Genomic DNA, 14,114 nt, shown 5'->3' with positions numbered 1-14,114 from the left:
GGAGAACCCCGCATGAAATTTAAAAACTTAGTTGCCGCAATGGGTGTGGCTGTTACAACATTAGTATCTGCACAGGCTGTTGCTCTTGACGACGCAATTCCTGAATATCAAAAAATTAACGGCGTTTCAGGTAACTTTTCATCTGTAGGCTCTGATACTTTAGCTAACATGATGACTTTTTGGGCTGAAGAGTACAAACGTATTTACCCAAATGTAAATATTCAAATTCAAGCGGCAGGTTCGTCTACTGCTCCACCAGCGCTTACTGAAGGCACCTCTAACATGGGTCCTATGAGCCGTAAAATGAAATCAAAAGAAATCGAAGCGTTTGAAAAACGCTACGGTTACAAGCCTACAGAAGTGCGTGTAGCGATTGATGCATTAGCGGTATTTGTACACAAAGATAACCCAATTGAAGGCTTACGTATTGACCAAGTAGATGCTATTTTTTCATCTACTCGTAAATGTGGTGCGTCTGAGCAAGTTAACCGCTGGAGCGATGTTGGCCTAACGGGCGACTGGGCTGCAAAAGACATTCAATTATACGGACGTAACTCTGTATCAGGTACTTACGGTTACTTTAAAAAGAAAGCACTGTGTAAAGGTGACTTCCGTAACAACGTAAATGAGCAACCAGGTTCAGCCTCTGTTGTACAGTCAATCTCATCTTCATTAAACGCGATTGGTTACTCAGGCATTGGTTACAAAACGTCGGGTGTACGTACGGTTCCTTTATCTAAAAAAGGCACTAACTACGTAGATGCAACGCTTGATAATGTTGCTAAAGGTAAATACCCACTTTCTCGTTTCTTATACGTTTACGTGAACAAGCACCCTAATAAGCCGCTTTCACCAATTGAAGCTGAGTTCTTAAAAATGGTACTTTCTAAAGACGGTCAAAAAATCGTTGAAAAAGATGGTTACGTACCACTATCTGCTAAGTTAGCAGAAGCAGAGCTTAAAAAGTTAGGTTTATAATTTAAACCCAACCAATAAAAAAACCGCTCAATGAGCGGTTTTTTTGTGTGTAAAATTTTAAAGCGTAAAACAGACTAACTTACTAAAAGCGATTACAGATCAGTCAGCTTTTGCGCTTGTGCTTTACACTGATTGTAGCTCTCTACACATTTGGCAGAGCACACTTGCTGTTTTAAACCTTTGTCAATCGATTGCTGATCGCAACTATTTTCGCACTGATAGTTTTGTTGTGCGCATTGGTTTAACTCAGGGTTTTTCACTTGATTTTGGCAAGCTGCTAACAATGAAAATGAAAGGGCTAGGGCACTCGTTTTAATAAATGTTTGCATGCTTATCCTTAACGTTGAGCTGCGCTTTTGTTAAATCTCAACTTGTAAATTGTCGATTAATCTAACATTACCTAAAAAGGCGGCAGCTAAAATAACAAGTTGTGTATCATCAAGTGTAGCAGCTTTTAATGTATCTCGTTGAGCTATCTCAAAATAGTCAGGCTTTAAGCCGGCTTGTTCTAAACTACTTTTTGCTATTTGCTCAAGTGCTTTGTAATCGGTATTACCTGTTTTGAGCTGCTCAGCGCAACTGTTTAGGGTTTTAAATAATGCGGTAGCCGTGGCTTTTTGCTCTGCAGATAAATAGCCATTTCGCGAGCTCATAGCAAGCCCTGATACTTCACGCATGGTCGGTACGCCGATAATTTCAACCGGAATTGATAAATCGCGTACCATGGTTTTTATCACTTGTAGTTGCTGAAAGTCTTTTTCGCCAAAGCATGCATAATCTGGCTGTACTAAATTAAATAACTTAGTTACTACCGTGGCAACGCCTCTAAAGTGCCCAGGGCGCGTGCCGCCGCAATACCCCATAGAAACACCCGGTACATCTACAAAGCTTTGCTCACCCAGCCCGTTTGGGTAAATAGTATCTACGCTTGGGGTAAATACAATATCGGTGTTTAAGTCGGCTAAGCCTTGTTTGTCTTCATTTAATGTACGTGGGTAGCTATCTAAATCTTCGTTGGCACCAAATTGCATTGGGTTGACAAAAATGCTCACAACCACTTTGTCTGCCATTGTTTTAGCCTTTTCGACTAACGAAAAATGGCCTTGGTGCAAGTTGCCCATGGTTGGCACTAAAGCCACGCTTAAGCCTGCTTGGCGCCACGCTTTAACTTGACTACGTAACGATTTAATTTCAGTAATTGACTGCATTATTTAAACTCATGTTCGGCGCTTGGAAATGCGCCACTTTTAACGTCTGTACAATATTTTTTAACTGCATCTGGCATGTTGCCAGTTTCTAGTAAAAAGTTTTTAGAAAATTTAGGAATATATCCTGCAGAAATACCCACTAAGTCGTGCATTACCAGTATTTGGCCATCTGTTACATTGCCTGCGCCAATACCTATAGTAGGAATAGTCACGGCATCGGTAATGCGTTTAGCAAGCGCACTTGGGATACACTCAAGCACTAATAATTGGGCGCCTGCATCTTCAAGTGCTTTTGCATCGTCAATCATTTTTTGCGCTTTGTCGTCTTCGCGTCCTTGAATTTTAAAGCCACCAAATACGTGTACCGATTGCGGCGTTAATCCTAAATGGCCACACACAGGAATACCTTGCTGCGTTAAGCTTTTAATGCTGTCGTAAAGCCATTCACCGCCTTCAAGTTTTACCATATTAGCGCCGGCACGCATTAATTCTGCTGCATTTTTACAGGTGTCGCTAACGTTTGAATAGCTCATAAAGGGCATATCGGCTATTACAAAAAGCTCACGGCTGCCACCACGTACACAGCGGGTATGATAGGCTATATCTTGGTTTGTAACTGCTAAGGTATCGTCGCCGCCTTGTAGCACCATGCCTAAAGAGTCGCCAACTAAAATAACATCCACGCCGTTATCATGAAATAACTTAGCAAAACTGGCATCATATGCGGTTAATGCGGTGATCTTGTTATTTTCTGCTTTCATTTTATTTAAAGTAGAAACGGTTATTTTAGACATAATATCCTCGCAGGCATAAGCCTTGGTTAATTACAGAGGTAATTGTTGTAAGTCGTTGAGCGGTAAGCCTTGCGCAATGGTTTTTAATGCAATGCCGCTTGGTAAAATCAGTTCTGGGGCAAGCTCAAGTAAAGGGTAAACTACAAACTCACGTTCGCACAGGCCATAATGTGGCACAGTTAAACGTTCGTTATTAATAACTTGCTGCCCAAACAGTAAGGTATCTATATCGAGGGTACGCGGCCCCCAGCGCTCGGCTTTTCTTACTCGCCCATGCTCAAGCTCTATGGCTTGCGTTAAATCAAGTAATTGCTCAGGTTCAAGCGCGGTGTTAATACACGCAACGGCATTGACGTAGTCGGGTTGATCTTGTGGCCCCATGGGCTTGCTTGCATAGTAATGCGATACACTTATAAATTCGCTATGCGGCAGCTTTTTAAGCGCATAAACTGCGTTATCAAGCTGCTCTTTGGGTGAGTTTAGGTTGGCACCTAAACCCAAATATACACACTGCATACAATTACTCAGTCGGCTTTTTAGTGGTGCGGCGGCGTGAGCGCTTACGTGGTTTAGGCCCACCTTGATGGCCTAGATTTTTTACCATGTCTTTTTGGCCGTTTATATCTTGGCTTAAGTACTGAGTCCACCACTGAGCAAGTTCACTATGTTGTTGCTCACCGGCATCAACGCGTAATAATAAAAAGTCGTAAGCGGCTTTAAAGCGTGGTTGCTGGGTAAGTCTGTAAGCACGTTGCCCGGCACGTTTATCTAAACGTTGCTGTATATGCCAAATATCGCGAGCGCCTAGGGTAAAGCGTTTTGGTACGGCTATATGCTGGGCGTTTTCACTTAATACTTTATTCATTGCTTGTGCAAATGCATCAAAGTAAGAGAGTTGTTCTTGTTGTTTAATTTTATCTGCACGTTCAAGCAGCGGGAACCAGAGTAAAGCGGCAAATATAAATGCAGGCGTGACTTTTTTATCAGCATTAATGCGTTTATCGGTGTTTTGAAACATTTGTTGAATAAACGCCGCTTCTAAGCCGTCAGGGTTTTTATCTAAAATTTTATCAAGCACCGGAAATAACGATTTAAATAAGCCGTATTGTCGTAGCATTAAATAGTTTGCTTCGGCTTTACCGTTTAAAAACAGCTTTAACACTTCTTCAAATAAACGCGCTGGCGGAATGTTATCGAGTAGGCTGGCAAGCGCAGTAATAGGCTTTTCGCTTTTAGGCGCAATGCTCATATCAAGCTTGGTTGCAAAGCGTACCGCACGCAGCATACGCACAGGGTCTTCACGGTAGCGCGTTTCTGGGTCGCCAATTAACTCAATTTGCTTTGCTTTTATAGCCGCTAAGCCATTGGCGTAATCGTATATACAAAAATCGTTAATCGAGTAGTACAGCGCATTGATAGAAAAGTCACGGCGCTCGGCATCTTCTTCAATGCTACCATACACGTTATCGCGCAGTAATTGCCCGTGTTCGCTTGATTGGCTAATTTGGTTTTTGTCTTCTTGCGCTTCATGGTGCCCGCGCATGGTGGCTACTTCTATGATTTCGCGACCAAAAACAATATGCGCTAAGCGAAAGCGGCGGCCAATAAGGCGGCAATTTCTAAATAGTTTTTTAACTTGCTCTGGAGTGGCATTGGTCACTACGTCAAAGTCTTTTGGCTGTTGACCTAACAATATATCGCGAATACAACCACCTACTAGGTAAGCGTCGTAACCACCGTCTTTTAAACGGTAAAGTACTTTGATTGCATTTGGGCTAAATTGTTTACGTGAAATACCATGTTCGCCGCGTGTTACAACAACCGGTTCATCACTTGTTTGAGTGCTTTGCACATCGGCATTTGGGCCGATTATTTGCCTGCAAAATTGAAAAAGCTTGGAAATAATAATCTGTCTCCTACAGAAATGATGATTGGCTGGTCATCGCAATCAAAAAGCACCTAAATTAGGTATTATAGTGCGGTGCTTTGAATTTATTGTAAATAGCCTCTATTTAGGCGGCTATCATATACCAGCGCGGTATAAAAATTAAGTTGATGGACTGAAATTAAGCCGTTTTTAAGTTTTTTATTTGCTTAAATGCGTAAATTTAGTGCTGTTTGGATGCTGACCTTGCGAAATTTGAATTTCAGGTATGCTTGGCACCGCTGTTAAGCTAAATTCGTTAATGGCCCACGCCATTAATTGCTCTACAGATAAATCATTTAATTGACTATGTACAGGTAAGTTTAAAAATTCAAATGCATCAATAAGTGCAGGTTTTGGGTTATCTGTGCTAATAGCGGGCGCGTAATTTTGTTTAGAAAGTTTAAAGCCAGGCTCTGCAACCGCAAGGGGTAAATGTGCGTATTGGGGAATGGCCGCATTAAGTTGTTTAAATAAACTGATTTGCCGTGCTGTGGGCTCGATTAAATCGGCGCCGCGTACTACACGATTAATGCCTTGCTCAATGTCATCAATAACCACCACCAGCTGGTAGGCAAATAATCCGTCACTTCGCTTTATTATGTAATCTTCATGGGCTAATGCACTATTTACGGTAATGCTCCCTTGAATCAAATCGTTAAAATGGCAGGTTGGGTGCTGTTGGCTAAGACGAAGTGCACCTTGCTCTGTTGATAAGTTAAGCGCTTTGCAGTGGCCTTGGTAAATGCCACCCATGGCTTTTATTTGTTTGCGAGAGCAGCGACAACCATACACACAGTGTTGTTGGATCAGGGAGTTTGTTATTTCCTGATAAAGGGGTAGTCGCTGAGTTTGATAAACAACGGGTTCGTCCCAATAAAGGCCGTAGGCTTGTAAGGTATTTAGAATATCGGAGTCGGCATTTTTGACTACACGGGTGGTGTCAATATCTTCAATGCGCACTAACCATTTACCCTGATTTACTTTAGCATCAAGGTAGCTGCCCACAGCCGCCACAAGTGAGCCAAAATGAAGTGGCCCAGAAGGAGACGGTGCAAATCGACCGCGATAGTCACGCTTTGGCGTGGTAACGGCTGTAGGAGACATAGTTAACTAATTTTAATTAACCGCGCCCAGCTTGTTTTTCTTTAATTTCTGCAAGGGTTTTACAGTCTACGCATAAATCTGCTGTTGGACGCGCCTCTAAACGACGAATACCAATTTCGATTCCGCATGACTCACAAAAGCCAAAATCATCTTCTTTAATTAAATTGATTGTTTTTTCAATTTTTTTGATCAGTTTACGTTCGCGGTCACGAGTACGAAGTTCTAAAGAGAACTCTTCTTCTTGTGCAGCGCGGTCAACTGGATCAGGAAAGTTGGCAGCTTCGTCTTGCATATGCGATTTTGTGCGGTCAACTTCATTACGTAAGTCGTTACGCCACGCTTCTAAAATCGCTTTAAAATGAGCACGTTGTGCTTCATTCATATACTCTTCGCCCGGCTTTTCTTGGTATGGTTCTAAACCGGCTTGAGCCAATAAACCATGTCTTTGTTGGTCTGGCATAACTCTCTCCTAAATCCTTAATTTAATGCCTCAGCATTAGCCGGCGGTATAAATAGCAGAATCTTATACCCTAGGCAAATTTATTTTTTAATTAATCGAATTAGCTTCAACCAGTGTGTTGACTAAAAAGGCTCATATTTTAATTTTGATGCTTTATTAATCGTTATTTCGGTATTTAAACTTGCCTAGTTATATGGGCAAAAAGTTTAAAAGCAAGTTAATTTTTTTATTTAAAGGCCACTTTTTCACTCAGTGTTACTTCGCTTGGCGAAATAGTTGCTTTGTAAGCGTATACCTCCACGCCTTTTTTAATCGCCTGGTTTAACAAATCGCTGTATTTTTTATCTATGTGGCTTGCTGCACTCACGGTATTAATACCTTGGTGTAAAACAGCGAACAGTAATACTGCGCGGTGGCCTTGTTCGATCATTTCTATTAATTCGCGAATGTGTTTTTGCCCCCGCACGGTTTGAGCATCAGGGAAGTAGCCTTGCCCACTTTGAGGTGCAGTTTCGCTTAACAAGGTGACTGACTTGACCTCTACATAGCAAGCGGGTTTGTTGTCACTGGTGAGTAAAAAATCGATACGGCTGTTTTCGCTGCCATATTTTACTTCACTTTGAAGTTGCTCATAGCCGTTAAGCTCTGTAATAAGCTGGTTGTTGATAGCCTCTTCGATTACTTTATTTGCCACGGCGGTATTTACACATATCAGCTGCGAGAGGCTGTTTTGGGTGAGCTCTAACGAATGAGGGTATTTTCGTTTACTGTTATCGCTTGTTGAATAAAATGCGCTAAACCCAGGCTCTGCGCAACCAGTCATTTTACCTGTGTTAGCACAGTGTGCGGTAAATTCAGTGCCATCGTTAAGTTGGAGGTCGGCTAAAAAGCGTTTATAGCGTTTTAATAATGTAGCGGGCTGTAAAGCTGGGGTGTATTTCATTTAAATTCCAATGCTAAACGCGGCTGATGCGTTGGTTTATGTTATTTATCTCAAGCTGTTGGGAACTTGTACTCACTATAGTAAACTCGGTGGCACATTTAAGTGTAAGGGTATTCTAACATGAGTGAAAAATTTGTTGTTCAACTAAGCGAGCAAGCAGCACCAAGCCATTGGGGCGAAAACGCGGCGTTGTCTTTTAACGAGCAAGGCGCCACGGTGCATTTATCTGAGCAAGAAACATTAAAAAATGTTCAAAAAGCGGCGCGAACAATTGCAAGCCAAGGTGTTAAACAGGTTGAGCTTGCGGGCGATACATGGTGCACAGAAAGCCAATGGGCTTTTTATCAAGGATTTGTAACACCTAAATCATTACATGGTGTTGAATTTGTTGATAACGCACAATCAGATCTAAACGAGCTTGCGCATTTAAAAGCCTCAGCTACGTGGGCACGAGAAATGGTAAACGGCACAGCCGATGACATTTACCCGGAGAGCCTTGCTGAAAAAGCGGCTGAATTTATTCAATCATTAGCGCCTGAACACGTGAGCTATCAAATTATTAAAGGCGATGCATTATTAGAGCAACAATGGATTGGCATTCATGCTGTGGGCCGTGGCTCTGAGCGCCCACCTGTTTTACTTGAGCTAGATTACAACCCAACAGGCGATGAAAATGCGCCGGTAAGTGCAGCACTTGTAGGTAAAGGTATTACGTTTGACTCAGGCGGTTACTCAATTAAATCTAGCGAAGGTATGCTAGGAATGAAGTGCGACATGGGTGGCGCGGCAACGGTAACAGCGGGTTTAGCATTGGCTATTAACCGCGGTATTGAAAAACGCATTAAGCTGTTTTTATGCTGTGCAGAGAACTTAATCTCGGGTCATGCCTATAAGTTAGGTGACATTTTAACGTACAAAAATGGTACTACGGTAGAGATTGTAAATACCGATGCTGAAGGGCGTTTAGTGCTTGCCGATGGCCTAATGGCTGCAGGTGAGACTGGCGCTCCACTTATTATTGATGCGGCAACACTTACCGGAGCTGCACTAGTGGCTGTTGGTCAAGAGTACAATGCCTTATTTGCCCTTGATAAAGAGTTGGTTCGTGAAGTAGAAGACTTTGCATCGCAAGAAATGGAAGCTGCATGGCCTCTGCCTCTTGAAAAATGGCACCAGCAAAACTGCCCATCACCATACGCTGACACTGCTAACAGCCGTGCTCAAAAAGGCGGTGGTTACGGCGGCGCTTCAAATGCGGCTGGCTTTTTATCTCGCTTTGTACCAAACGATGGTAAAGGTTGGGTACACATAGATTTAGCCGCAGCATTTAATATGGGCAGCACGAGCCAATGGGCTGCTGGTGCAACTACACAAGGTATGCGCACAGTGGCTCGTACATTGTTAGAAAAAGCTTAATAGTACGTAACTAAGCGTTTAATACATAAAATAGGCACCCATTGGTGCCTATTTTGCTATTTGCAGGCAAGCAATTTATTTTTATTTACGGTAAAATCCTTCGCCAATACCTGTTTGGGTGTTTAATTATTGGCTAAAGCGCCTACACTCAAATGTTATACTCACCACTGGGGTTCTAAACTATGTCAGATAAGTGCTACATCACAGCTCAACAGCTACTTGAAGATTCATTCCGCGTAGCGGCACAAGTTTATAAAGATGGCTTTCGTCCAGACTTTATAATTGGTATTTGGCGAGGTGGTGCACCTATTGGTATTGCTGTGCAAGAATACTACGATTACAAAGGCATTGAGACTGATCACATTGCGGTGCGTACGTCGTCTTATTACGGTATTGGCAAGCAATCTAAAGAAATAAAAGTACACGGCCTACACTACATTGTAGAAAACGCCAACGCGGGCGATTCACTACTTATTGTTGATGATGTGTTTGATTCTGGTCGCAGTATATTTGCACTAAAAGAAAAGCTTTCTGAGCTTATGCGTTTAAACTTACCACGCGATATTCGTGTGGCATGCCCATACTATAAGCCTAAAAACTCAAAAGTAGAGATGGTGCCAGATTACTTTATTCATGAGTCAGAAGAGTGGTTAGTGTTCCCGCATGAGTTATCGGGTTTAACGCCAGATGAAATTATTGAAGGTAAATCTGATTTAGTAAATATCCAAGATATTTTATTAGACAAGTAATTGCCAAAGCGTTAAGTAGGAGTTTATTTGTACGAGGGCTTGTTAGTCTGCTCGGTTTAAATACATTGCTGCTGTAGCGCAATGCAAATAAAGACCATAAAAACTAAAAAAGGCCATAACGGCCTTTTTTTGTGTGCGCTTTTAGCTTCTTTAAAGCTGTGCAAAGCTATCTACATAGTCACTTAAACTTTGCGTATCGACGGCTTTTAATCCGTGAGAGCTGCGCTGCACTAAGCCTTTTTCAACAAGCTCAGTTACCACACGACGATATGCTCGCTCAGTGGTTGCAAAGCGCTCAGCCTCGGCGTTAACCGTTGGATATGCACGCAGTAGCGTTGGGTTATTGTTCTCGGCCCTTAATAGGCAGTCTTTAGCAATGTTGTAGCTTAAAGGCAACAGTAATTTATCTAAATTAATTTTTTGGTTTTCTTGAAATTTAGCCGCAATGGTTTGTGCGGTGTATAAGCTCAGCTCTGGCTTTTCTAAAAGCAATGCTCGCCAGTGACGAAGCTCTATTAAGTTGTAGGTTACATCACTAAAACAAGTGACCGTATAAATACATGGGTTATTGTTAAGCGCTTCTATTTCACCAATTAGGGTGTTGTTGCAATCTAACTGGCCTAATAATAGGCGACGTCCGTTACCTACATCATAACTAAACGAAATAGTCCCGCTGCGCACCAGCACAAGTTTACTAAGTGGTTGATCTTGGTGGATCAGCACTTCTTTTTTTGATTGTTGATAACTACTTCCTGCAAAGGTGAGTAACTGTTCAACAAGATAACTAGAAAAATGGTATTGAAACATCAATATGCTCTTCGGACAATTGTCCTATTTATTACACCTTAATGACGATATTATTAAGGTTCTAAGAATTTATACTAACTTGCTACTGTAATTAGCCTTGCTAAGTACGCAATACCTTCATTTCCCGTGTAATGATTTAGGAAGTAATTGGCTACAACCAATATACTTTTTAAGGTTTTTTAAGCAAGTTAGTTTTTTTATTTTATACTTTGCAACACTGACAAGTGCCACAGCTTAGCATTAGCGTAATGCTAACCTAAAGGGTAGGAGAGAACAATTGAGTTGGGAATATTTAGGTTATATTGCATCAGCTTTATTGGTTGCATCGTTAACTATGACCGATGTAGTAAAACTGCGTTGGTATAATATGTTTGGCTGTATAGTATTTACTGTATATGGCGTGGCTATTGGCGCTGTGCCTGTTGCGTTTACTAATGGCTTGTTGGCGCTAGTAAATATGTACCATATTATAAAGCTATACCGACAGCCAAAAGTAAAAGAAGCGTGAAACTAAAAATTCAAAAAAAGGGTTAACATTTAAGTTAACCCTTTTTTGTTTTAAAGCACCGCGTCTAAAACAATGCCATCAGTTCTGCGAGTTGGGTAAAGTGACTCAACAACAAAGCTTGGTATAAACCCTTTTGCAGATGAGACCACCACTTTAGATTTCGCACCAATAATTCGAGCGTTAACAATAACACCGCGATTTGTATAAGTTAGCGTGCCTGATAAAGTGTATTCGATATGCGGATAACCTTTAATTTCTTTACCATTACGACTAAACGAGAAGTCACCTAACGGGGTTACATGTACAGCACCTGTATGCTTGTAATCAACGACCGATAAACCAAATTCCTGCATTTCAGTAATAAAGCTTTCAGCTAAGTGATTACCAAATATATTAGTGGTTTGTAAATTGTCATCTAAATTCACAAACGAAGTAATTGCCACAGGGGTTCCACTGTTGATGTAGTTCATATTTTCAATCAGCTTCATTGCTAATTGCTCTGTATAGTTACTTAACAACTTACTACTGTTAATAGGGCGGTAGTTATTTTCAGGAAATTGCCAATTATTTACACGAGGTTGGTGAATGTCTGAGTAGCGGCTATGAGCGTTATGATGACCAATATTATTATGGGGAGCATGACCATTATAAACTGGGTGAGTAGAGCATGCAGAAAGCGATAAAGTAAAAAGAGTCGATAAAGTAAGAGATATTTTTTTAGATAACATGTTTTCTTCCTGAAACATAAGAGGTTTTTAAAATACCCCCACTTATCGACATACTTTTTAATTGCTTTAATAAATATTCATAATAAATTCATTTATTTTTAAGTTTGTCTGTTTTGTAACCTATTCTTTTTCAAAGCGTAATTCTCCAGCAATCCAAGTCTGTAAAACCTGTGTTTTATAAATCTCATCCACAGGGACTTTAAAGTAGTCTTTGTCTATTAAAATAAAGTCTGCCCACTTTGAGTTTTCTAAGCTGCCGATTTTAAACTCTTGGTGCGCTGCATACGCGCCGCCCAGTGTAAATGCTCTGAGGGCTTGTTCGCGGCTTAGTACTTCGCTTGCGCGCCAACCGTTTTCAGGCAACTTATTATGATCCATACGGGTAATGGCTGAATACAAGCCATCAAATGGATTTGCCAGCTCTACCGGGTAGTCAGAGCCTGCAGCAATCACAGAGCCTTGCTGTAAAAATGTTTGCCATGCATATGCACCTTGTAATTGGTTATCACTTAAGCGCTGCTCAGCCATATGCATATCGGAGGTGGCATGCACTGGCTGCATAGACGGAATGATTTTAAGTGCTTTAAAACGTGGAATGTCATCAGGGGTAACAATTTGTGCGTGTTCTATGCGGTTACGCAGTAACATACCGCCTGTTTGCTTAAACACGTTTTGATACGCATCAAGTACCACTTTATTTGCCTTATCGCCAATTGCATGGGTGTTGGCGCTAAAGCCATTTTTGAAGCTTAAAGTAAATAACTCTTCAAGCTTAGCTTGAGTTTCTAGCATTAGGCCATGGTGGTTTTTTCTATCTGCGTAGTCATCAATTAGTGCAGCCCCGCGCGAGCCTAATGCACCATCAGCGTACACTTTTACACTGCGGATAGACATAAACGATGCTGCATCTTGGTAGCGCCCAGCTTTAAGCATGTGCTCTAAATCGGGGCTAGCGGCACTTAGCATGGCGACTATTCTTAGCGGCAAATCACCTTGCTCGCTGCGCGCTTTATAAACTTCCCAAGTGGTTTTATCAATACCAGCATCGTGAGTAGAGGTGATCCCTAAGCTTAATAAATGCGCGCCTGCGGCATCTAATGAGTCGCTTATAGCTTGTTTTGAAGGGGCGCTCATATGCTGGGTAATTAACGACTCGGCCTTATCAACAAAAATACCGGTTGGATTACCAAATTCATCTTTTATAATTTCGCCGCCCTCAGGGGCTTGAGTGGCCGCGGTAATGCCGGCCAGCTCTAATGTTTTGCTGTTAACCCAAATTGCATGACTATCAACGCGCGAAAGTACCACTGGGCGGTCATTGACTACGTTGTCTAAGTCTTTGGCGGTTGGAAAGCGTGTATTGCTCCAAAGCTCTTGGTTCCAGCCTCGGCCTAAAATCCAGCCTTGTTTATTTTCAGCAAAGCTTTTTAATTTTGTGGTTATTTCGTCAACCGACTTGGCACCGCGTACATCAAGTTGCGATAAGTTATCGCCAAGGCCAATCACATGCCCGTGAGCGTCAATTAACCCTGGCAGTAACGTATTACCTTTGGCATCAATGAGTTTAGCATCAGGGAAAGTGCTTTTAAGCGTATCGTCTCCAGTTTTTACAACTTTACCGTTTTTAATCACTAAAGTAGAAAACGTTTGTATACCGCCTTGGTATAAGGGGGTGTAACCATTAGCGTTATAAATGACCTGCGTTTGCGCAATCACAGTACTGCTTACAAATAAGCCGGCAAGCAGTAGTGGGTTAAATAGTTTTTTGAGTTGCATAAGTTGGTTATTTTTTATTGTTAGTAAAATAACCCTAGCAAACTCACTTTTAGAATACCAATATGTTGAGGTAGATAGCTTAAAAGCGTAAGGGCTGTTAAAAATTTAGCACTTACGCTTATAAAAAAAGAGTTACTTACTGGCGTATATGCCATATTCCGAAAGGGTAAGTCTGCCGTCTTTATCTTTATCATAACTTGAAAAGCGTGACCAAAGGGCGGGGTCAATGGCGGTTTCTGAACGGGTTAAAAAACCATCGTGGTTACGGTCAAACTTTTCAAATTTATCGGCAATTTTTGTACTTTGGGCAAGGGTTGCATCGCTAAAAAGGCCCAGCGCAATAAGCGCTAAATAGCTTACAGTCTTCATACTTATACTCAGTAAAGGTTATTGGTTAAATAGTCTTTAAATTCAAGAAGCGAGATTTGTTTGTCTTGGTTTTTATCCCAGCGAGTAAAGGTGCTGAGTAGCTGAGGTTGTGGCTCTAGTTCGTCTTCTGTTAAGAAGCCGTTTTTATTGGCATCAAGGTGATCAAAACGTTGTTTAACATCTAACGCAACAGCATTAAAGCTGATCATGGTAATAGCGATAACACTAAAAAAAACACACTTCATGGTTTTCCTTCCAACATACAGTGTTTGTAGATTAATAAAAAAAGCACTTGCCATAATTTAACTTCCCAACATTAAATCCGTTTACACATTCCCTCAGGGATT

Annotated in this window: 17 protein-coding genes; 4 read left to right on the top strand and 13 right to left on the bottom strand. The window is 41.4% G+C overall.

Translation table 11 applies throughout. The annotated features are described in order from the left end of the window. Nucleotides 1–12 precede the first annotated feature (12 nt). Nucleotides 13–978, top strand: a complete 966-nt coding sequence (locus tag QUE46_RS13100; RefSeq protein ID WP_286245128.1) for a PstS family phosphate ABC transporter substrate-binding protein — start codon at nucleotides 13–15, stop codon at nucleotides 976–978. Between the two features lie 92 nt (nucleotides 979–1,070). Here the strand turns inward: QUE46_RS13100 and QUE46_RS13095 are convergent, their stop codons facing one another. The 8 genes from QUE46_RS13095 to sfsA form a co-directional block, all read right to left on the bottom strand. Beyond that, nucleotides 1,071–1,307 (bottom strand): hypothetical protein, encoded by a 237-nt coding sequence (locus QUE46_RS13095; RefSeq protein ID WP_024033192.1) that lies wholly within the window; start codon nucleotides 1,305–1,307, stop codon nucleotides 1,071–1,073. Between the two features lie 30 nt (nucleotides 1,308–1,337). Next, entirely contained in the window at nucleotides 1,338–2,186 is an 849-nt protein-coding gene (gene panC, locus QUE46_RS13090) for a pantoate--beta-alanine ligase (RefSeq protein WP_286245127.1), read from the bottom strand. Beyond that, the gene (gene panB, locus QUE46_RS13085) at nucleotides 2,186–2,980 is read right to left on the bottom strand and encodes a 3-methyl-2-oxobutanoate hydroxymethyltransferase (RefSeq protein WP_286245126.1); all 795 of its coding nucleotides are present in this window, start codon (nucleotides 2,978–2,980) and stop codon (nucleotides 2,186–2,188) included. The genes panC and panB overlap by 1 nt, the downstream gene beginning before the upstream one ends. Before the next feature lie 30 nt (nucleotides 2,981–3,010). After that, nucleotides 3,011–3,496 (bottom strand): 2-amino-4-hydroxy-6-hydroxymethyldihydropteridine diphosphokinase, encoded by a 486-nt coding sequence (gene folK, locus QUE46_RS13080; RefSeq protein ID WP_286245125.1) that lies wholly within the window; start codon nucleotides 3,494–3,496, stop codon nucleotides 3,011–3,013. Between the two features lie 4 nt (nucleotides 3,497–3,500). Next, nucleotides 3,501–4,832: a polynucleotide adenylyltransferase PcnB gene (pcnB, locus tag QUE46_RS13075; RefSeq protein WP_286245124.1), complete on the bottom strand. Its 1,332-nt coding sequence runs from the start codon at nucleotides 4,830–4,832 to the stop codon at nucleotides 3,501–3,503. Nucleotides 4,833–5,066: 234 nt separating this feature from the next. Further along, nucleotides 5,067–6,011, bottom strand: coding sequence for a tRNA glutamyl-Q(34) synthetase GluQRS (gene gluQRS, locus QUE46_RS13070; RefSeq protein ID WP_286245123.1), 945 nt, complete (start codon nucleotides 6,009–6,011; stop codon nucleotides 5,067–5,069). Nucleotides 6,012–6,027: 16 nt separating this feature from the next. Next, nucleotides 6,028–6,471 carry an RNA polymerase-binding protein DksA gene (dksA, locus tag QUE46_RS13065; protein ID WP_286245122.1) on the bottom strand — a complete coding sequence of 148 codons (444 nt, stop codon included), beginning with the start codon at nucleotides 6,469–6,471 and terminating at the stop codon, nucleotides 6,028–6,030. A gap of 226 nt (nucleotides 6,472–6,697) precedes the next feature. Further along, entirely contained in the window at nucleotides 6,698–7,414 is a 717-nt protein-coding gene (sfsA, locus tag QUE46_RS13060; RefSeq protein ID WP_286245121.1) for a DNA/RNA nuclease SfsA, read from the bottom strand. A gap of 120 nt (nucleotides 7,415–7,534) precedes the next feature. Between sfsA and pepB the strand changes: the two genes are divergently transcribed. Next, nucleotides 7,535–8,830: an aminopeptidase PepB gene (gene pepB / locus QUE46_RS13055; RefSeq protein ID WP_286245120.1), complete on the top strand. Its 1,296-nt coding sequence runs from the start codon at nucleotides 7,535–7,537 to the stop codon at nucleotides 8,828–8,830. A gap of 182 nt (nucleotides 8,831–9,012) precedes the next feature. Further along, nucleotides 9,013–9,579: a phosphoribosyltransferase gene (locus QUE46_RS13050; protein ID WP_004586095.1), complete on the top strand. Its 567-nt coding sequence runs from the start codon at nucleotides 9,013–9,015 to the stop codon at nucleotides 9,577–9,579. A 150-nt stretch (nucleotides 9,580–9,729) separates the two neighbouring features. Here QUE46_RS13050 and QUE46_RS13045 read toward each other — a convergent pair whose 3' ends face one another. Next, complete coding sequence (locus tag QUE46_RS13045; RefSeq protein ID WP_004586096.1) at nucleotides 9,730–10,386, bottom strand: Crp/Fnr family transcriptional regulator; 657 nt, start codon at nucleotides 10,384–10,386, stop codon at nucleotides 9,730–9,732. 277 nt (nucleotides 10,387–10,663) lie between these two features. Here QUE46_RS13045 and QUE46_RS13040 point away from each other — a divergent pair, with 277 nt between their 5' ends. Then, nucleotides 10,664–10,894, top strand: coding sequence for a uroporphyrinogen decarboxylase (locus QUE46_RS13040; protein WP_286245119.1), 231 nt, complete (start codon nucleotides 10,664–10,666; stop codon nucleotides 10,892–10,894). Nucleotides 10,895–10,944: 50 nt separating this feature from the next. Here the strand turns inward: QUE46_RS13040 and QUE46_RS13035 are convergent, their stop codons facing one another. The 4 genes from QUE46_RS13035 to QUE46_RS13020 all read right to left on the bottom strand — a co-directional run bounded on the left by QUE46_RS13035 (nucleotide 10,945) and on the right by QUE46_RS13020 (nucleotide 14,012). Beyond that, the gene (locus QUE46_RS13035; protein ID WP_286245118.1) at nucleotides 10,945–11,622 is read right to left on the bottom strand and encodes a FlgO family outer membrane protein; all 678 of its coding nucleotides are present in this window, start codon (nucleotides 11,620–11,622) and stop codon (nucleotides 10,945–10,947) included. A gap of 120 nt (nucleotides 11,623–11,742) precedes the next feature. Continuing rightward, entirely contained in the window at nucleotides 11,743–13,398 is a 1,656-nt protein-coding gene (locus QUE46_RS13030; RefSeq protein ID WP_286245117.1) for an amidohydrolase, read from the bottom strand. 132 nt (nucleotides 13,399–13,530) lie between these two features. Continuing rightward, on the bottom strand, nucleotides 13,531–13,767 hold the full coding sequence (locus tag QUE46_RS13025) for an EF-hand domain-containing protein (protein ID WP_286245116.1): 237 nt from the start codon (nucleotides 13,765–13,767) through the stop codon (nucleotides 13,531–13,533). 8 nt (nucleotides 13,768–13,775) lie between these two features. Further along, a complete protein-coding gene (locus QUE46_RS13020) occupies nucleotides 13,776–14,012 on the bottom strand; it encodes an EF-hand domain-containing protein (RefSeq protein ID WP_286245115.1) in 237 nt (78 codons plus the stop codon). Nucleotides 14,013–14,114: the final 102 nt, after the last annotated feature.

This window comes from Pseudoalteromonas sp. MM1, assembly GCF_030296835.1.
In the GTDB taxonomy this organism is placed as follows: domain Bacteria; phylum Pseudomonadota; class Gammaproteobacteria; order Enterobacterales; family Alteromonadaceae; genus Pseudoalteromonas.
This window is presented reverse-complemented; position numbering and strand designations above follow the sequence as displayed.